This is a genomic window from Pseudochryseolinea flava, from assembly GCF_003286915.1.
GTDB lineage: Bacteria > Bacteroidota > Bacteroidia > Cytophagales > Cyclobacteriaceae > Ohtaekwangia > Ohtaekwangia flava.
The window spans coordinates 106,095-125,920 of sequence record NZ_QMFY01000008.1 but is presented as its reverse complement, the minus strand read 5'-3'; the positions used below and the strand labels follow the sequence as shown (position 1 = coordinate 125,920).

Annotated in this window: 13 protein-coding genes; 1 reads left to right on the top strand and 12 read right to left on the bottom strand. The window is 43.7% G+C overall.

Features of this window, described 5'->3' with window-relative positions:
* Positions 1 to 91 precede the first annotated feature (91 nt).
* From DQQ10_RS16000 to DQQ10_RS15945, 12 genes are all read right to left on the bottom strand, one after another.
* Positions 92 to 1,588: a glycan-binding surface protein gene (locus DQQ10_RS16000; RefSeq protein ID WP_133259672.1), complete on the bottom strand. Its 1,497-nt coding sequence runs from the start codon at positions 1,586 to 1,588 to the stop codon at positions 92 to 94.
* 41 nt (positions 1,589 to 1,629) lie between these two features.
* A complete protein-coding gene (locus DQQ10_RS15995; protein ID WP_165823962.1) occupies positions 1,630 to 3,267 on the bottom strand; it encodes a RagB/SusD family nutrient uptake outer membrane protein in 1,638 nt (545 codons plus the stop codon).
* Positions 3,268 to 3,279: 12 nt separating this feature from the next.
* The gene (locus DQQ10_RS15990; RefSeq protein ID WP_112747893.1) at positions 3,280 to 6,465 is read right to left on the bottom strand and encodes a SusC/RagA family TonB-linked outer membrane protein; all 3,186 of its coding nucleotides are present in this window, start codon (positions 6,463 to 6,465) and stop codon (positions 3,280 to 3,282) included.
* A 130-nt stretch (positions 6,466 to 6,595) separates the two neighbouring features.
* A complete protein-coding gene (locus DQQ10_RS27970; protein WP_165823961.1) occupies positions 6,596 to 6,745 on the bottom strand; it encodes a hypothetical protein in 150 nt (49 codons plus the stop codon).
* A gap of 1,047 nt (positions 6,746 to 7,792) precedes the next feature.
* Positions 7,793 to 8,083: a hypothetical protein gene (locus DQQ10_RS15980; protein ID WP_133259671.1), complete on the bottom strand. Its 291-nt coding sequence runs from the start codon at positions 8,081 to 8,083 to the stop codon at positions 7,793 to 7,795.
* Between the two features lie 66 nt (positions 8,084 to 8,149).
* Positions 8,150 to 12,298 (bottom strand): hybrid sensor histidine kinase/response regulator transcription factor, encoded by a 4,149-nt coding sequence (locus DQQ10_RS15975; RefSeq protein WP_112747890.1) that lies wholly within the window; start codon positions 12,296 to 12,298, stop codon positions 8,150 to 8,152.
* A gap of 91 nt (positions 12,299 to 12,389) precedes the next feature.
* Positions 12,390 to 13,712: an MFS transporter gene (locus DQQ10_RS15970; protein WP_112747889.1), complete on the bottom strand. Its 1,323-nt coding sequence runs from the start codon at positions 13,710 to 13,712 to the stop codon at positions 12,390 to 12,392.
* Between the two features lie 28 nt (positions 13,713 to 13,740).
* Positions 13,741 to 14,367, bottom strand: coding sequence for a beta/alpha barrel domain-containing protein (locus DQQ10_RS15965; protein WP_245970436.1), 627 nt, complete (start codon positions 14,365 to 14,367; stop codon positions 13,741 to 13,743).
* 45 nt (positions 14,368 to 14,412) lie between these two features.
* The gene (locus DQQ10_RS15960) at positions 14,413 to 15,444 is read right to left on the bottom strand and encodes a sugar kinase (protein ID WP_262511771.1); all 1,032 of its coding nucleotides are present in this window, start codon (positions 15,442 to 15,444) and stop codon (positions 14,413 to 14,415) included.
* Positions 15,445 to 15,475: 31 nt separating this feature from the next.
* The gene (locus DQQ10_RS15955; protein WP_112747886.1) at positions 15,476 to 16,300 is read right to left on the bottom strand and encodes an SDR family oxidoreductase; all 825 of its coding nucleotides are present in this window, start codon (positions 16,298 to 16,300) and stop codon (positions 15,476 to 15,478) included.
* A 4-nt stretch (positions 16,301 to 16,304) separates the two neighbouring features.
* The gene (locus DQQ10_RS15950; protein WP_112747885.1) at positions 16,305 to 17,348 is read right to left on the bottom strand and encodes a Gfo/Idh/MocA family oxidoreductase; all 1,044 of its coding nucleotides are present in this window, start codon (positions 17,346 to 17,348) and stop codon (positions 16,305 to 16,307) included.
* Between the two features lie 4 nt (positions 17,349 to 17,352).
* On the bottom strand, positions 17,353 to 18,045 hold the full coding sequence (locus DQQ10_RS15945; protein WP_165823960.1) for a beta/alpha barrel domain-containing protein: 693 nt from the start codon (positions 18,043 to 18,045) through the stop codon (positions 17,353 to 17,355).
* A gap of 106 nt (positions 18,046 to 18,151) precedes the next feature.
* Here DQQ10_RS15945 and DQQ10_RS15940 point away from each other — a divergent pair, with 106 nt between their 5' ends.
* Complete coding sequence (locus DQQ10_RS15940; RefSeq protein ID WP_112748045.1) at positions 18,152 to 19,798, top strand: UxaA family hydrolase; 1,647 nt, start codon at positions 18,152 to 18,154, stop codon at positions 19,796 to 19,798.
* Positions 19,799 to 19,826 lie beyond the last annotated feature (28 nt).

The window sequence follows — 19,826 nt, the reverse complement described above, 5'->3', positions numbered from 1 at the left end:
GGCTCACCACTGCCGTCCATTCATGAGTCTCTTAAAATAAAAAGAGAGTGGCTTCTATCACCACTCTCTTTAAACACGTTTTGTGTATTGTCTATTGCAGTTTCACAAATCTCATATTATCCCAGAACTGATTTACCGTTTGTGCCTCGCTGTTAGCATTAAAGAATTGAGCGAACAAGAACGGATCAAATCCATTGGTTGCAGTTTTAAATTGTCCCCAAGTTGTAACAGGACCACCCCAAGTTTCACCGCCGATGATTTCGCTCAAAGGCACGACATAAGTCTGCCAACGACGCGTGATGGATTTACCTGCGATGTTGTCGTTGGGGTCGACTTTTGCATGGGGAGAACTTCCGGGGTGTCCGCCAAAGCGAATGGCAAGATAACCTTTCGTCCATGGATTACCTGTGTAATAGTTAAAGGCGATTCCGATTTGGCTGATCGGTGTTGCATCCGTTACGCCAGCCGGTGCAGGGCGATCAGAAGTTTGCACCGTCAACACCAGTGGATCGGTCCACCAGTTAACGTTCGCATCCATCGGGCTAATCATATGCAGGTAGTTACCTGTTCCGACGAAAGGTGGTTTGGTACCATCGGCTTGTTCGCGTGTACCCTTGCCCCAATCACCGCCTTCGCTCTCCCAATTTTTAAATACACCTGACATCTCGTTATAGATGATCGGACTTTCAATTTCGTCGCCAAACTCTGTCACCAGAATTACAGGTCCTGAGCCAGGAGCGATATCAGGCGCAAGCAAGTCGATTTTTGTATTGAGTGCATTGAATTTCAAATCTTCTTTCAACACTTCTGTTCCATCCGGAAAGACAACTTTCTCAACAAAATCAAAATACTTTCCTTCGATCGTTAACGTGTCGCCGGGAATTTGATAGAGATCACTCAAGAACAAAAATTCAGGGAATGGATTACTTAAATAGTCAGTAGATGCTTCTCCACTTTCCGTTACGACTACGATTTCTCCGTCAGACGTTCCACCATCAGGTATCTCAAAGGTGATCATATCGAAATCTTCACCAACCGTGAAGTCAGTAACCTCTGCTACAACGTCATCATCGACCTTAAATTGAATTTTCTCGACCGCGTAAAAATCACCACCAAGAATAGTAATTGTTTTTCCCACCGCTGCTGGTGGTTGAAATTTCACCAACTGAATCCATGGTGCTGGTGCAAGAAACTTAAAATCAAACGATGCTTCGCCCTTGTCATTCACGACCACAATCGTATTGGGCAATTCAGGATACAGAGCCTTCACCGGAAGATTTCCTGGAATACCAATGATGATTGAATTTTTCAGGACATAGTTTGGATTGAATGTCAAGTTAAATCCGTTCAACACGACAGCTTTTACATTTACAAAGTTATCACCTTGGATTACGATCGTTGTTCCAGGGAAAGCTTGCGTGAATGTACTATCACGTTGTTCTGGGTCAGTAAGCCGGACACCCGTGATCACAGGAGGAGCTGCTGCCGTTGTCTCATCCGACTCGCACGATGTATACACTACACCTGTTGCTGCCAAGACAATCGCCAGCATAAAATATTTGAATAGTTGATAGCTTCTTATTTTCATATCAATTCTTTTTTCGTTTGAATCTGTATGCAACACACATACTAGAACTCATAATCAATTGGATCCATTGTCAAGCTTGGCATCGCTGCTGCATCGGCGGCAGGCAATGGCAAGTAGAGTTTTTGATCCGTCAAAGGATACTTTTCTACGTTTGGATATGTTGCTGTCCATTGCTTTGGATTGGTATTCGGCACATATGAAACTTGCGGGTCGCCGCGATCCTGATCGCCAACGTAGGCTTTCATTGCTTCCGGATCTCTGTAATACCACTTCAATAATTCATACCAGTAGTGGTGTTCCATCGCAAACTCGATTCGTTTCTCTTGCAGAAGCGATGCTTCAGTAATTGAATTTACTTCCGGCATTCCTGCACGCTCACGTATGGCATTGAAATAAAGTAGGGCATCAGCATCAGTGGTACTTCCATTGTTCCCAAGAATGGCTTCCACATAATCCAAATAAACATCTGCTAATCGTAGCAAGTATGTATTGTTATCTGTCGATTGTCTAGCGCCTTTTCCATCGTTGTCGATTGGAGGTCCTGGCATATACTTTTTGATCGGCGCCTGAGATCTATTCTGAATGGCTTCGAATTGCAACGGCACGAAGGTTGCGTTTCCGTTGTCATCGAACTTGCGCATATGCATATAGTTGTAATAATCGTTGTCAAAAAAGAGCGTTGCTTTTCTTCTGATCGAGTCGCGCTGATTTGCAATGTAATATTTCACTAGATCAGATGTAGCACCTTGCCATCCTCCCCAGCCATCATCGAAACCAGTGATGTCGCTCGAGTATGCGAACTGCGATGGTAAGGGATTTCCGCCACCGTAAGATGAGTTCCACACCCATTGAAGCGATACAAGCGCTTCTTCATTGTTGTCGTTTTGTGATCTGAAAAGTTGCCAATAGTCTTCGAGCAATGCTAGACCGCTATTTTTACAAACATCTTCGGCGTAGTCTTTTGCTAGATCGAGATAATCCTGATCACGGTTTCCTCCCGAGCTATGGTAAGAGGCCATAAACAAGTATGTTTTAGCTAACATCCCTTTTGCAGACCATGAAGTAATTCTACCGGTTTGAAGCGGCGTGGGTGGAAGGTTTGCAGCGGCAAATTCGAAGTCGCGCACAATGAATTGATAAACGCTGGCAATTGTATTGGTGCGGATATTTGTACTGGTTAGCGACTTCGTGTTGTCTTCGATAATAGGAACAGGTCCCCACAATCTAACCAAATACATGTATGCCATCGCACGCATAAATCGCGCTTCTGCCAGTCCATGATTTCTGATTCCTTCTGTTACTTCGGGGCCGGCATAAGCTTCAATGTTGCGGACTACAGCGTTACAATGGGCTACAGTGTTAAAGAATGCAGACCAGGTCGCGCGAAGTTCAGGTTCGGTAGCTTCGGTTACGTTTCTAACATAATTTTGCCAACCACCGCGGTAGTTTCCTGCGCGACCATCCCCAATTGGGAAGGAAGCTTTATCGGTATACCCAAACCACGTCCGTGCGTATAGTGGTGCCGTTGACGCCAACACTTGGTCATCGGTTTTGAAAAAGTTAGCATCCACATATCGATCTTCCGGTGGACGTTCAATAAAATCTGAGCTACATGACCACAATGCAGCCAAGCCCAAAAACAATGCAGATACTTTAATCGTATTTATTTTAATATTCATAGTTCTCATCGTTTAGAATTGTATATCAACACTTACGTTGTACATTCTCGTCAACGGATAGCGACCGTAGTCCACACCGATCAGCGGTTGTTCTGCTACCGCATTATTGCCGGTAAATGCACCTACTTCCGGATCATACCCTGAATACTTTGTGAACGTGTGCAAGTTTTGAACGCCGATGGCTACTCGGGCTTTATTAATTACCTTAAGCTTTTGCAAGATCGCTGGCGGTATATTGTAGCCAAGTTGCACATTTTTAATCCTGATGTAAGATCCGTCTTCGATGTAATCTTGCGTGGCACGGTTTCCATTTCCATTTGCGCCACCTACACGCGGCACGGAAGTTCCTTCATTAATGACATATGCTTTACCTGCTTCGTCTGTTCCAAGTCGTGCGAAATCGAAGGCACGTTGCATTAGGTTACGCTGAATACCGGCACCATTCGGATTCTCGTACTTAAATCTGACCTGATTGAAAATTTCGCTTCCGTAAGAACCAGTTAGTAGAACACTAAGGTCAAAGTTTCCGTACGTAAAATCATTGGTCATACCGAAGGTGAATTTTGGCCAGGGATTGCCACCAAATATCTGATCTTGCACGTCGATCTTACCATCACCAGCATCAGGCTTTCCGTCACCATCAGTGTCAACGGTGAGCTGGTCTTTATACTGGATATCCCCTACCCACGTGCTGTTAAACGATCTGCTGTTCGTTGCAGGAATTGCTGCCGCTTCCAATGCGGCTTCGTTTTGGATGATACCTTCTTTTTCATAGACGAGATATCCCCACACTGGATTTCCAACACTTGAACGTTGAATGAATCCCGTCATAAACCATTGCGTTCTGTCGAAGTATGCTGCGTCATTATATAACTCCTTCAACGTATTGCGCGCAACAGAGAAGTTAAATCCTGTTCTCCATTTAAGTTTGCCTTCTGTGTTGACAGTATTGATCGTAATCCCAAAACCTTTATTCTGAAGTACACCAATATTGACTGGAGGTTTTCCGATGGCTCCGTCACCATTCGTTCCATGAATATCAGGAAGAGGCATATCCATAATCAGGTTGTCGATCGTATTGTAATAAGCATCGGCAATAACTTCGACACGATTATTAAATAGGGACACATCAAGTCCGACGTTATAGGCTTTCGTTTCCTCCCAACCTAAGTCAGGATTGTCATAATTGCCTAGCAAATATCCCGATCCCAACCAAGTCGTTGTGGAATTCAACGCGCCGTAGAATGATCGGCCACCTTGGTTACCAACGATACCCGTTTCTAATCTCAACTTTAAATTTTCAACGGCTTTGATGTTATCGAAGAAACTCTCTTCGGATATTCTCCAAGCTAAAGACACGGAAGGAAACGTTCCCCATTTTCTTCTTGGGCCGAAGTTTGATGAACCGTCTCTGCGAATTGTTCCTTGTAGGATATACTTCTCGTCATACACATAAACCACACGGCCGAAATAAGATTCCAGTGCGTTCGAACCTTTATAACTTGACACACGCTGTCTATCTGAATTACCAAGACTACCATTGTCTCCAAATTCCGGAATGTTGTTTGTAACATGGCCTTCGAGTGATCCGCTGAAACCGTTCCAAGTATTTTCTTGCGCTTCATGGCTTGCCATGACTGTTATGTCATGCTGACCGATCTTTTTGTTGTACTGCACAAGGCTCGTGAGGCCCCACCAAATGCCATTTCCTGTTTCCTTTGCTGCGCGTCGTTGCTCTGCAGGTTTGATGACACCACCCCATTGATAGTTTGGCTCCCACAAATTGCCGCGCGAGAAGTTGAGGCTTGTATTCAAGGAGTTTTTGATCAGTAAACCTGGTATCGGCGTGATGTCGATAGAGCCACCGCCGATGATATTCGTTCTTCTCAGATCGCGATCGTTGATCGTTGCCAAGGCAATCGGGTTAGGGCTAGAAAACTGAAACTCTACATTAAAGGGCCCGCCCCAAGATCCATCAGGATTTTTTACCGGGATAGAAGGATCCTGTTCAATGGCGGTGATGATTAGCTGATCCGTTGTTGTTGTTAATGATTCACGCGTCTGATTAAGCTGTACGTTAGTAGATAATTTCAGCCATTTGCGTGTTTGATTCTCAACATTTAATCGTATACCTCTTCTCTTAAACCATGAACCAAGCGCTATACCATCTTGACTGAGATCTTCTACAGAAAAATAGTATGTAGTTTTTTCACTACCACCGCTAAACGAAAGTTGATGTTTCGTCATTGGTGCGCGTTGGAAAATAGCGTCCTGCCAATCTGTTCCTTTCCCTAACAGGCTAGGATCTGCAAACTCTACGCGTGGAGGTGTTCCGTTAACAGCAGAAGCGGCGTTACTAAATTCAGCATATTGCGGAAGCGTCATCAATGCAATTGATTCTGGCTTATCTTGTAAGGAATAACCAAAACTGTAATTGATTTTTGTTTCTCCTGCTTTACCACGCTTTGTTGTGATGAGTACCACACCATTCGCTGCACGTGAACCGAAAATCGCCGTTGCAGAAGGGCCTTGAAGAACTTCCATAGATTCGATATCCGACGCGTTAATACCCGCCAGCGGATTACTCGAACTGGCAAATCCATAACGACCACCTGTTGCGCCCTCAATCTGTACACCATCGATCACATACAACGGCTGGGTATTTCCAGTAAGCGAAGTGACACCTCGAATGTTAACAGAAACACCACCGCCAGGTTGCCCTGTATTCTGTGTAACCATTACGTTGGCTGCTCTACCTTGAAGCGCCTGTTCAAATGTAGTGTTCACCGATTTCGAAATCTGCTCTGAACTAACCGACACTTGCGCACTCGAAAGATCTGTGCGCTTCATTTCACCATAGCCAACAATAACAACTTCACCGAGCGTTTCTACATCTTCGACAAGGGTGACCTTGAATTCCGTTTGATTGCCAACCTTCACTTCACTGGTGTTGTAACCAATAAATGATATTGTCAGCACGTCATCCGGCGATGCTTCAATGATGAAATTTCCATCGGCATCTGTGGTTGTACCAATAGCAGTACCTTTCTTCACGATGTTCACGCCAGGCATTCCTGCGCCTGTGCCATCTGTCACCGTACCTGAAACTTTTTGCTGTGCGTATACCGATGCCGTTGTTAACAACATCGCCAGCACCAGTAAGGGAACATGACTTATTTTTTTGTAAATCTTACTCATACTTTAAGAGGTTAAAGAAAATTTTGAGACGTCGCTTTGCTTGATATGATCATGCAAGGAGACGTTTACAATGCGGGTATTTGGATTGCGTTGCAAATGCTTCATTTGCCTCCGCCTTGATTCCTGTAGATTAGGAATCCGTGTTGCGCGCCCGAAAATCAGATTTGTCAATCGAATTCATCACGCGCTTTAAATCTTGCTTCTGGTCATAGACGGCAGCACCGATAAAAAGAAGCATGACGGAAATCGTCGGCAACAAGCTTCGGTAGAAATTTTTCATAGTAATCTGGTTTGGTTTGTTCATCCTGGGTTTATTTTGGGTAATTGAGTTACGGCGGGAAGCTTGGATTGAGCAATGTCTGATTTCCGAGAGAGGACGAGCGCTGAACCTCATCCCTCCCGGACAAATCAGTTTTAACCCAAACTAACTGAAGACCCCTTGTCCTCAGTGTTTCGTGATCGATCGCAGTAGATCGATTGTTGATGAAATATTGTTGCGCGAGTGGATAGGCAGTGGCGATGCCTTGAAAAGCACATGTAGTCAAAATTTTATTCGCCATTGTCGTCGTATCCATAGATTGATTCCGTATGCAACCGTATGCTGGAGTATATAATTCTCGCAAACGGTTGCGTAAATGTAGGCGTGAACGGCGCTGTGACTGGGTAGGAAATTGTTCCCGTTATGGGTGCCGCGTGTTAACTGACAGGGCTAAAATGTTTCAAACAGCGGGATTTTTTGTTAACTGACGGAAAAAGTGCCGTGATTTCAGGATTGCAAACGGTTGACCACGGTGATAACATCGTCGTTTCCGGTCGTCTATTTTCAGGCATCAAATTTCGCAACAGCTCGGGGATGGAAATGAATTGCGGTAGGCTTCAAACAAAAATTATGTCTTGCGTAACGGTTATTCGGAGAACCAGCATGATACGAACATCAGCGTTTCTATTCCATTAAAAAAGAAACAGGAAATTTATAGCATCATAATCGCTGCGAGCGATCCCGCGATCACAACATAGATGGCGATCTCGAGGGCAAGCATGATTCGCGTTTTTTTCTTAAGGTTGTCCATTGTGTAGTTGAATGCAACAAATGTAAACCCAACAACAGCAGTTGATGGGATTCAAAAAGTAATGAATGGGGGGCCTTTTGTTACCGGATAACAAATCGATCCCCTGTTTCACCACGTTAGTTGAGGTTTTTATAATGAAGTAAAAGTGACGTATCCACAGCGATACTACATCATCGAAAATTATTGAATTGAGGGTGAAGAAAATAGAGGCCATTACAGCAAAGCAATGCCGCATATCATAACGCTTTGCTAAAACGCTATTCACCTTTCTCTAAATCGCGCATCAAAATTTTAAACGTCCAGTTGATCAAAAATATCATGATAAGCGCTATCAGAAATCCTACACCAGCCACGCCGTATGGATCGAACCACACCGGAAGTGATGCATCCCACTTGTTCTGTTTGATGTAGTACGGCAACAGCTGCGTCACTTTTTTCATCAAACCCATTCCTAGCAGGATCGAGATAAAGATGACACCAGCGACAGATTGTCGTTTATATTTAAGTAAAAACTCTTTCAATTGTTCCATCAAATTTAGGATAAGCATTAGCGATCAAAGTTAAGGTTTAAAGTTTGAATATGCGCACGGAACATAACATGACTCCAGAAACCTTCAACTCCGCCCTTGCCCCTTGTTGCGTTTTTCAGCTGCGTATGCCGACGGTAGCATACTATACTCCTCTTTAAAATATTTTGTAAAATATTTCGGATTGTTGAACCCTACCTTGTAAGCGATTTCAGAAACTGTAAGCTGACTCTTTTCGAGCAACTGCGCAGCTTGTTGTAAACGAATCACGCGAATAAACTCTAGAGGCGACTTTCCCGTAAGCGCTAGCAATTTTTTATACAAATGAACACGGCTCATCCCTAATTCACGGCTCAAGTCCTCAACAGAAAAATCGGGATCCGAAACGTGTTGCTCTACAGACTTGATGGCATTCTGAATAAGCTTTTCATCCAGCGATGTGATATTGACATCACTTGCTTTCACCTCAAATTGTTTTCTGAAGTGTTTATGAAACAACTCGCGCTGGTGAATTAAATTTTTTATCCGCGATTGCAAGATTTCAAAATTGAACGGTTTCGTCATGTAATCGTCTGCACCACTCTGGAAGCCTTCTAATTTTTGTTCTTCTGCTGTACGCGCAGTGAGGAGGATCACAGGGATATGCGACACTCTTGGATCATTTTTGATTTTCTTCGACAATTCTATCCCGTTCATCAACGGCATCATCACGTCGGATACAACAAGGTCGGGCAGGTCTCCTACTACTCGCTGCCACCCTTCTTTGCCATTTCTCGCTTCAACAATGTTATACTGATCTTTGAGATTGTCTTTTAAATAGAAGCGAAAATCTTCGTTATCCTCCACTAGCAACAGCACTGGCAATTTATTATCGGCAGTACCTTTAGCGTCGCCCACTGAAAACGCTTCTTTCGAACTAATTTCCTGAATGGGAACCACCTCTTCAACTGGTTTCTTTTCTTGATGTACCACGTCTGCCACGGGAATAGAAACCGTGAAGATAGTTCCCTTGCCAACTTCACTTTCAACATTGATAGTGCCGCCGTGTATACGAACGAATTCCTTCGTGATCGCAAGGCCAATACCGCTACCTTGATTTACCATTGTGCGAGGGAGATCACTCTGAAAAAAACGTTCAAAAACTTTATCTAATTTATCAGGGGGAATTCCGATGCCGGTATCTCGAACTTTGATCTCCAACCATTGCCCCGCATTACGCCCCAATACACTTACCGCTACACTCACTGCGCCATGTTCCGGCGTAAACTTGAAAGCATTCGACAAGAGGTTAAATAAAATCTTTTCAAGTTTATCGGCATCAAACAAAGTTTCGAACGATGTGGTCGTTGAACTAAACTCCAAGCGAATATCTTTCTTTTCTGAAAGGTCCGAGAATGAATAGACGGTCTCCTGAATAAATCGAATGATATCGCCTTCCGATGGACTTAACCTGACTTCTTGTACTTCCAGTTTACGAAAATCTAATAGTTGATTGACCAAGTTCAACAATCGGCGCGCATTGCGATGGATCATCTGAAACTGTGTATAGCTTTCATCTGTAGCGGTCTTCAATAATTTTTCAACGGGTGTCAATATTAGCGTAAGTGGTGTTCTAAATTCATGACTCACGTTGGTAAAGAATTTAATCTTCATCATGTCAAGCTCATGCATGCGTTGCGCCTCTTGTCGCTCCTGCTCAATGGCAAACTTCATACGTTCGCGTTGCTGTATGAGTCGCCGCGTAATGAAAAGTGCACCGATGATAAATAACATATACAGTGCGATGGCAATACGCGTTTTCCAGAAAGGCGGTAAGATTGTAATCTTCAGTTCTACTCCTTTTTCGTTCCACAGACCGTCGTTGTTAGAACCTTGCACATGAAAAACATAATCGCCAGGATCCAAATTTGTATACGTCACCCGTCGTGAGTTTCCATCCGTTGTCACCCACGTCTTACTAAAACCTTCAAGGGTATATCGATATTCACTTTTTTCGGGATGAAAATAGTTCAACGCGGCAAACTCAATGGAAAAAACATTCTCGTTATACTTTAACGTGATATGGTCTGTTGTGGTAATCGATTTGTCAAGGATCACATGTCCATTCGCGTTCTCCCCAATACCAACGCTTTTGTTGAAAACCTGCAGATCAGTAAGAATGATCTCGGGTTTCCGCATATTAGTTTGAATATTTTCTGCCTTGAAAATATTGAATCCATATGCGCCTGCGAAGATAAGTTCTCCCTTGCTTGTCTTTAACCGCGCATTTTCATTAAAATGTTTTCCTTGCAAGCCATCCGCTTCATCATAATTATGAAAAGAACAACTTACAGTTTCGCCCTCTAGTCTGACTTTTACATTCGAAATTCCGTTGGGCGTACTCATCCACAACGATCCTGCGTCATCCTCAACGATGGTGAATACGGTATTATGCGGCAAGCCATTGTCATCTCGGAATGCACTAAATTTTTTAGTCGTCGGATTATAAAGATTTAATCCTTCTTGCGTGCCAATCCATATCAATCCGCGACTGTCTTCGAAGATGCATAAAATACTATTGCTGCTAAGATGATCTGGCGAATTGTTAAGATTCACAATGTGCTCAAATGATGACGAGCCCTTGCGTAAGAGATCAATTCCCCAGCCCGTTCCAACCCAAAGATTACCCGCGCTATCTTCAACCAACTCAGAAATATAATTTGTATGAACTGAGTTTATGTCACCGCCGCGAAAATGCGTAAACGTACCAGCTTTCCGGTCCATCAACTCAAGGCCAGCATAGATTGTTCCAATCCACAAATTGTCCTGTCGGTCTTCGTAAATTTCCCAAACATTATCATCCGCTAGGCTTCGCGCATCGTTAGGATTGTGTCGAAAATGCTTAAAGCCTTTTCCATCGAAAAGATTTAAGCCGCCGAAATAAGTACCGACCCAAACCCGTTTATCACGATCAATATGGAGACTTACTACAACATCACTGCTTAAGCTATGTGGGTTCTTTGGGTCGTGGCGATAAGAAGTGAACGTTTGATTAGCCCTATCAAAGTAAATCAATCCTCCACCGTTACTACCGATCCAAATATTTCCTTTATCATCTTCCGCAAAACGATTGATGTCGTCAAAAGGCAGACTTCTTGAAGAGAAAGAGTCATGTCGATACAATGGAAACCGAATAATGTCTTCATGGTAATAACATGCGCCTTGCTTGAACGTTGCGAGCCAAATCACGCCAGACCGATCTTTATACAATGCTGTCAAACTATTTTGACTGATGCTTTGAAGATCTTCCGGATTATTCCGAATAACTTTTATTGTCCAGTTTTTTTTATCGATGATATTAACACCACCATGATCTGTTCCCACCCACATTTTGCCTGCGTTGTCCTGCACCATACCACGTACAATGTTACTACTTAGCTGCACGTTTGGGGAACGTTCATTAATGGGGCGAATTACATTGGAGGCTACATTAAGATAATATACACCTTGACTTGCCGTTGAAGGATAAATCCATACATCACCATCGTTATCAGGAAGCACATGATATGTATTTTCTACATCCAGGTTCAAATTTCTAAAATGATTGTTGCGATAGATAACCTTATAATTCTTACCTGAAAATTTTAGCAGGACACCATTGCGTTGTATCGCCCAAAAATCGCCGTTGATATCTTCATTTAAATCCGATATACCATTTCGAGAGAAAGCAGTACTATCGCGGCCGATATAATTTACGGCGATGGCCTTTTTCCGAGTCTTACTATAATGAAAGAGCCCGCGTTCATGCAGAAACCAAAAGTCATCTTTTGAATCCTTTACAATATTGCGCACAACACCACCGGGCATACCATAGCTTTCCAAAATTTCTGTTGTCGTTGTCGTGAATTTTTCTGTTGCTGGATCGTAGACATTGGATTGCGCCGAATTGTAAACGCTGGAAATCCAAATTCGCCCATCAGGGTCTTCCATCAGACTACTGATGAAACTACTGGTAATGCTGGAGGAATCGCGTGTATCGTTTCTAAAAGTTTTGAAAGTGTAGCCATCAAAACGATTTAACCCCGCGGATGTACCGATCCAAATAAATCCACGACTGTCTTTGAGGAAACAAGTGACTTGATTGTTCGAAAGGCCATTACTGGCTGTGAGTCGCACGAATTTATACTGCAGCGGTTGCGCATGTATGGCTACAGCGACGCTAATGCATAGAAATAGAAAAAGGCTCTTCAATCGCATGATACGTCAAAGAGCCTAATTTAGGAGAAAGTTATCGGTTATCTGTTATCGGTGATCAGTAAATCCGCGATTTGGCCATCCGTTAACCTCATTACACCTTAATTTTTTCCATTCTTGGCGCGAGTAAATGCATGACTATCCATCCTAACAAGTAGGCTGACCCGCATATCAGAAACATGACAAAATAACCTGTTTGTATTTTACCCAAGCTTTCATAATAGACAAACATTCTTTTTTGAACCAGCGCTGTGAGGAGTAAGCCCCCGAGTCCGCCGAACAATCCACCGATTCCAGTTACAGAAGCGGTTGCGTGCTTGGGAAACATATCGGATACAGTGGTAAAAATATTTGCGCTCCATGCTTGATGCGCCGCCATTGCGAGTCCGATGATCACGACAGCAAACCACATATTGATACCACCGAGATACTGTACCCCGAGTACTGGTACAACGATGAATGCATACAACAACATACTTGTTTTGCGCGCACGAAAATCTTCCCACCCACTGTTCATAAACTTCATTGGCAGCCAACCTCCCGCAATACTTCCAAAGCTTGCAATGATCAACGGTATGGCTGCTGGCCAAATGATTTCGTATTTAGTAAGGTTGTATTCTTTTTTAAGAAAATCTGGAAGCCAGAAGATATAAAACCACCAAATAGGGTCAGTCAAGAATTTACCAAGGGCAAATGCCCAGGTTTGCCGATAGGTTAATAATTTTGCCCAACTCAATTTCTGTGTCGCTGCACCGTTTACTTCTGCGGCATCTACAGGATCGCTATTAATATACTGTAATTCAGCCGCGCTTAGCCGCTTTTGTCTTACCGGAACTTCGTAAAGCATGAACCACAGGATGAGCCATACAAAACCAATTGCACCGGTAATAATGAACGCAGCTTGCCATCCATAATTTTCGGCGAGATAAGGAATTGTGAAGGGCACCAAAATCGCGCCGACATTCGATCCACTGTTAAATATACCCGTCGCTAAAGCACGCTCTTTTTTTGGAAACCACTCTGCTGTAGTTTTGATTGCCGCGGGAAAATTTCCAGCTTCTGCAACGCCAAGAAATATACGCGCGACCGAAAAACCCAAGGTGGTGGTAACGAAAGCGTGTGCTATCGCTGCAATACTCCACACCGTTGTTGCCAACGCGTATCCGATTTTCGTTCCAAGCTTATCAATTATTCGGCCCGCAAAAATAAAACCTAGCGCATACGAAAGTTTAAATGCCATTTCGATATCAGCATAGTTGGCCACCTCCTCTACGGAAGTCCAGCCGAAGTCTTTTGCAAGGTATTCGCGCAAGAATGATATGACTGTTCGATCTAGATAATTGACAGTTGTAGCGAAAAACACTAAACCGCAGATCGTCCAACGATACGTTCCGATTTTTTCATTTAAGTCTTTCAAGGTTTGGTTTGGTTTGGAGTGTGATAATTTATTTCAGCTGCTGAATGATGGACAACGCCGTCGATACTTTCTCCTTGAGTGCAGGCCAATCTTTCTTCGCAAGAATATCTTTCGTAAACAATTGTGATCCGAGCCCAACACACATCGCACCTGCTTTGAACCACGCGGCGAGATTTTGTTCTGTAGGCTCTACGCCTCCTGTGATCATCAAATTTAAATCTGGCACTACGGGAAGAATACTGGATACGAACCCAGGGCCAAGCACAGAGCCAGGAAATATTTTGATGATCTCAGCGCCGTGTTCTTTTGCTGTGACGATTTCAGTCAACGTTGCGCAGCCAGGAATCCAATGTTTACCATGCGCACCACATACTTCGCCCATGGATGGTTTCAAAATAGGTGATATGATAAAATCAGCGCCTACGTCAATAAACTTTTTTGTAGTCTCCGGATCCATGATCGTGCCTATACCCAGCGTTAGTTCTGGAAATCTGTTTCGCTGTTTTTGTACTTGAGAAAAAACTTCGAATGAATTCTTCTTACGATTGGTAAATTCAAAAACACGAACACCACCCTGGTACGCCGCTTCGATTACATCCAAAGCCTCGCTGGCATCGTCGTGTGTGAACAGCGGAACGAGTTTGGTGCTCCGCATGATGTTTAATACCTGCTCTTTACTAAATGACATTTCTATAACTTGTTATCTTAATAATCGTCCTACATTTTCGCCACGCGCTAATGCTTCTATTTCAGCGACTGTAGCAATGTTCACATCGCCTTCTACAGAATGTTTCCACACCGTGGCCGCTGTTGCAAACTCCAACGTTTGTTGATCGTCTTTTTTTGTCAACCATCCATAAATCAAGCCTGCCATGTAGGCATCACCAGCGCCAATGCGATCAACAATATGCGTTAAGTCATAAGCCTGTGAGTTGATCAACTTCTTTCCATCCCACAATGTTGCACTGATCTTATTGTGCGACGAACTTATCGAATCACGGATAGTGGTTGTTACTTTTTTAACAGCGGGATACTGCTTCATAAAATTTGCACAAGCTTCTTCAAAAGAATCGCCTGTGATACCTGTACAGTTTTCTATGTCTGTCGTCCCTGCAATGACAAAGTCTGTGGATGCAATTAGCGCTGGCATGATCTCTTGAACAGTCTTTCCATATTGCCAGAGGTTTCTGCGATAATTGATATCACCTGACACCAATACATTATTTTTTCTTGCAGCCTCGATTGCTTCAAGGCAAACGTCTGCTGCACCTTGAGAAATTGCTGGCGTAATGCCCGACCAATGAAACCAGCTTGCATTCTTAAACACCTCATCCCAATCAATCATACCTTTTTTGATATGCGAAAAAGCAGAATCAAATCGATCGTAGATTAGCTTGGATGAACGTTGCATCGCACCATTTTCTACGAAGTAAATTCCCATGCGTTCATCGCCATACACAATGTGTTTGGTTTCAACATTATTCTTTCGCAGTGCTTGGGTAGCCGCAACGCCCAACTCATGTTTTGGAAATCGCGTGACGTGTGCTGCCGACAATCCAAAGTTCGCCAAGGCAACTGCTACATTCGCTTCTGATCCTCCATATTGCACCTCGAAATGTTGCGCTTGCGTAAAGCGCGCATAGCCCGGTGTAGAAAGCCGAAGCATGATCTCACCAAGCGTAATGATCTGGGGAGTGTTACTTTTCGAGTGTTCGAGTGTTCGCGTGTTCAAGTGTTCGAGTTTTTTTATTTGTTTCCTTAACCTATACGCCTGAAAATGCACTGTAAGCGCCATCGACAGGTACAACAATACCAGATACAAATTTCGATGCGTCGGATGTAAGCCAAATCAATGCGCCAGATAATTCATCTGCATCGCCAAACCTTCCGAATGGTGTACTGGCAATAATTGATTTTCCGCGGTCCGTTAGTGACCCATCTGTATTGGTTAACAGGTTTCTATTTTGTTCCGTGAGAAAAAATCCTGGAGCGATGGCATTTACACGAATTCCTTCACCGAATTTTTTCGCCATCTCTACGGCAAGCCATTGTGTGAAATTACTGACGGCAGATTTCGCCGCAGAATATCCAACGATACGTGTTAGCGGAACCATCGCTGACATCGAAGAAATATTGATAATGACGCCACGTTTTTGCTTCGCCATTGCCTCACCAAAAATTTGTGACGGCAAAACTGTTCCATGCAGATTTAGATCAACAACTTTTTTAAAGTCATCCATCTTGAGGTCCATGAACGTTTTATCAGGAGCGATTACAGCGCCGGGGATATTTCCGCCTGCGCCATTCACGAGGATATCGATCGATCCAAACGTACTTAAAATTTTTGCTTTTGCTTCTTGCAATTGTTTTTCGTCAAGAACGTCGGCAGAAATACCGATTGCCTTCCCCCCTGCTTTTTGAATTTCTTGCGCGAGTTCGTCAGCGGCATCTTTTCTTCTGCCTAGTATCACGACAGATGCACCGGCGTTTGCGAGTGCTAAACACATTTTATTTCCGAGAACACCGGTACCGCCCGTTACGACGGCAACTTTTCCCTTAATTCCAAATAATTGATCTAGATATGACATTGCGTTAAAGTTTTACAGCCCGTTGCTGCGCGTTACTCTCGAAACAAGCTTCTATGAGACGAATGCCATCACGTGACTCTTCCGGTTTCACGGCAAGTGTTGCACCGTTTCTGATCGCTTCGTATACATTTTCATAAAATGCGAGATAGTCTCCAGCCACGGTTTCAATTTTTCCTTCGACGTGTAGACCATTCGTTGTCGTATTGATTTTTCCCCAAGCCGATACCTCATCATGTCCCCACCGCGCCGAACCTGGTTTCAAACCATCTTTCAACGCCTGTTCTTGCGGGTCGATACCATACTTCACAAACGATCCTTCCACTCCATGAAGGACGTATCTGGGACCTTGCTCCCTGACGAGATAACTCGATTTAATAATCGTATGAAACCCTTTGTATTGCATACGAATATCATAGTAATCATCAACCTGACCCTGAGGGCGTTGAATGCCCATTCGTGCATCAAGCGATAATGGCATTCCAAACAACACAATCATTTGATCCAACAGATGTGAGCCCAGATTATAAAGAATTCCCGTTCCTTCGAGTCGTTGCTCTTTCCAACTCCCCTCTTCGACGTAGTTGCGAAAGCGATCATAGTGTGTTTCGACTTCCACAATTTTCCCGAGAAGATTTCCTTCGACCACTTTTTTTACTGTGAGAAAATCTCCATCCCATCTTCTATTCTGAAAGACGGTTAGCACTTTTCCTTTCACCTTCGCTAACGCAATGAGCGCATCTGCCTCTTCTACCGTAACACTGAATGGTTTTTCTACTACCACATGCTTTCCTGCTTCTAGTGCAGCTTTGGCATAATCAAAATGGGAAGCATTTGGCGTATTAACAATAATGAGTTCAATGTCGTTGTTGTTGAAGATTGTCTCAATATTCCGCACAATAGTAGCTGCCGGAAATTGCTTTAATGAACGTTGATGTGTTCGCTCTAAAATGTGTGTGACGTCAAAGCCCGAATGTGCACGCAGCAATGGTCCATGAAAAACTTCTCCCGACATTCCGAAAGACAAGAGGGCCGTTTTAATTGCAGTCATTACGTCAAGAGATCTGGTTAAGAGTATTGATAGAAGATTTAACCTGTCGAATAGTTTTCATGGTGTTCAGAATATTGGATTCAATTCTATGATAATCTCGCATCGCTATTGTTTCGCGAGGAAAGAGTGACGTTCCGAGTTTAACACAAAGTGCATTTGCTTCAAACCATTTTTTCAAGTTCGCTGCCGTGGTATCGAGACCGCCCGACGGTATGAGCAAAATATCTTTATGTTCTTTGGTGATCGGAGCAATAAACTCCGCGCCGAGTACATTGCCTGGTAAAACCGAAATGATCTGTGCACCGAGTTCTCTCGCTTGTAAAATTTCTGCTAGTGTTGAACAACCTGGCATCCAGGGTACATGGCGAGCGTTGCACATTGCCGCCATGTCATCGCGCATGAAAGGTGATGCAATAAATTGCGCACCGACATTAAGGTATCGTTCTGTCATTGTTGCATCGAGCACCGTTCCCACACCGAGGATTAGATCATGGTGCTGCTCCATTTGCTCTTTCAAATATTGAAAAAGTCGAAGGCCGCGATTGTCGCGTAAATGGGTGAATTCAAATACTTTAACGCCGCAGCGATAAGCGAGATCCACGATTCTAACAAGGAGGTCTACTTCGAGGTGACTGAAGACGGGAATCAGCCCAGTTTTGCGCAAGGAGGTCACGAGTTCACTCGCGGGTGGCATCATATAACTTTTATGATTTAAGTTAATGAAATCTGTGGATTGAGTATAATTATGGTTTAAAAGTGTGTACATTGCGCAATCGATTGCGCAAGATAAGCGTTTATTTAATATGTCAAGCAAAATTTTAAAAATTCATCCAGCCGACAATGTGCTGGTAGCACTTTCAAATCTCAACGCAGGTGAAAAGCTCACACTTGGTCATACAACCGTACAGCTTGTTGATGACGTCCCTGCAAAACACAAATTTGTAGAGAAGGCAATGAACGTAGACGACGAGATTACGATGTACGGCGTGCTCGTTGGCAAAGCTATGAAACCGATTCCTGCTGGTGGCGCTATCGGCACACACAACGTCAAACACAAATCATCAAACTTTTCCGAAAAAACAGAGACTTTTCAATGGCAAGCACCACAGGTCGATAAATGGAAAACAAAAACATTTATGGGCTACCATCGTGAAGATGGGCAAGTAGGTACAGCGAACTATTGGCTGGTGATACCGCTTGTATTTTGTGAGAACAGAAATGTCAACATGATCCGCGAAGCATTTGAAGAAGCGCTCGGATTTTCAAAGCCCGATGTATATAAGAATTATGTATCAGAAATGGTGCGTCTTTATCAAGCGGGAAAAGTCGACAACATCAATAGCTTGAATTTTCAGCAAAGCACAACGGAACAAGCATCCCAAATTTTCAAGAATATTGATGGCATTAAATTCCTCACCCATGAAGGTGGATGTGGCGGAACACGTATGGACGCAGAAGCGTTGTGCGCCCTTCTCGCCGGCTACATTCATAATCCCAATGTCGCAGGTGCTACGGTATTAAGTCTCGGATGTCAAAATGCGCAAGCAGATATTCTTCGCGATAAACTCGCCAAGCTAAATCCCGCATTTACAAAACCATTGATTGTACTCGAACAACAAAAAGAAGGAACAGAACAGGAGCTACTTGCGAATGCCATTCGCGAAACATTTCTAGGACTGATTAAAGCAAATCAACAACAACGTAAGCCCGCATCACTTAACAAACTCGTTGTCGGCTTAGAGTGTGGTGGGTCCGATGGGTTCTCTGGAATTTCAGCGAACCCTGCGATCGGGCACACATCAGACTTAATTGCTGCACTTGGCGGAATTTCCATTCTCTCTGAATTTCCTGAGCTCTGCGGTGTAGAGCAAGAACTGATCAACCGTTGCGTGGATGACACCACCGCGAATCGGTTTGTTCAACTGATGCGCGCTTACGAAAAAGCTGCCGTCGCAGTGGGATCGGGCTTCGATATGAATCCATCTCCTGGAAATATCAAAGATGGTTTGATCACCGATGCGATGAAGTCTGCAGGCGCTGCGAAGAAAGGCGGTACCTCACCTGTTGCTGACGTACTCGATTATGGTGAATACGTTAAAAAGCCAGGGCTCAATTTATTGTGCACACCAGGCAATGATGTAGAAAGTACTACTGCACTGGCGGGTGCTGGCGCAAACATTATGCTGTTTACCACCGGACTCGGAACGCCAACGGGGAACCCTGTTGCACCGGTAGTCAAGATTTCATCAAACACAAAGCTTGCTGAGAAGATGCCAGATATCATCGATATTGATGCAGGCCAAGTTATTTCAGGTGAAAAGACAATTGAACAAGTTGGCGAGCAAATTCTTGATTTCATTATTGAGGTTGCCAGCGGTAACGTAAAAACGAAAGCAACACAACTTCATCAAGACGACTTTATTCCTTGGAAACGAGGCGTATCATTATAAAAAACTGAAAATTGCTTCGCTATAAACG

Bases quoted from the DNA above. Each gene is read 5' to 3' on its own strand.
- DQQ10_RS27970 (WP_165823961.1), bottom strand. From the start codon at position 6,745: ATGAAAAATTTCTACCGAAGCTTGTTGCCGACGATTTCCGTCATGCTT.
- DQQ10_RS15995 (WP_165823962.1), bottom strand. From the start codon at position 3,267: ATGAATATTAAAATAAATACGATTAAAGTATCTGCATTGTTTTTGGGC.
- DQQ10_RS15990 (WP_112747893.1), bottom strand. From the start codon at position 6,465: ATGAGTAAGATTTACAAAAAAATAAGTCATGTTCCCTTACTGGTGCTG.
- DQQ10_RS15975 (WP_112747890.1), bottom strand. From the start codon at position 12,298: ATGCGATTGAAGAGCCTTTTTCTATTTCTATGCATTAGCGTCGCTGTA.
- DQQ10_RS15955 (WP_112747886.1), bottom strand. From the start codon at position 16,300: ATGTCATATCTAGATCAATTATTTGGAATTAAGGGAAAAGTTGCCGTC.
- DQQ10_RS15940 (WP_112748045.1), top strand. From the start codon at position 18,152: ATGTCAAGCAAAATTTTAAAAATTCATCCAGCCGACAATGTGCTGGTA.
- DQQ10_RS16000 (WP_133259672.1), bottom strand. From the start codon at position 1,588: ATGAAAATAAGAAGCTATCAACTATTCAAATATTTTATGCTGGCGATT.
- DQQ10_RS15965 (WP_245970436.1), bottom strand. From the start codon at position 14,367: ATGCGGAGCACCAAACTCGTTCCGCTGTTCACACACGACGATGCCAGC.
- DQQ10_RS15950 (WP_112747885.1), bottom strand. From the start codon at position 17,348: ATGACTGCAATTAAAACGGCCCTCTTGTCTTTCGGAATGTCGGGAGAA.
- DQQ10_RS15945 (WP_165823960.1), bottom strand. From the start codon at position 18,045: ATGATGCCACCCGCGAGTGAACTCGTGACCTCCTTGCGCAAAACTGGG.
- DQQ10_RS15980 (WP_133259671.1), bottom strand. From the start codon at position 8,083: ATGCTTATCCTAAATTTGATGGAACAATTGAAAGAGTTTTTACTTAAA.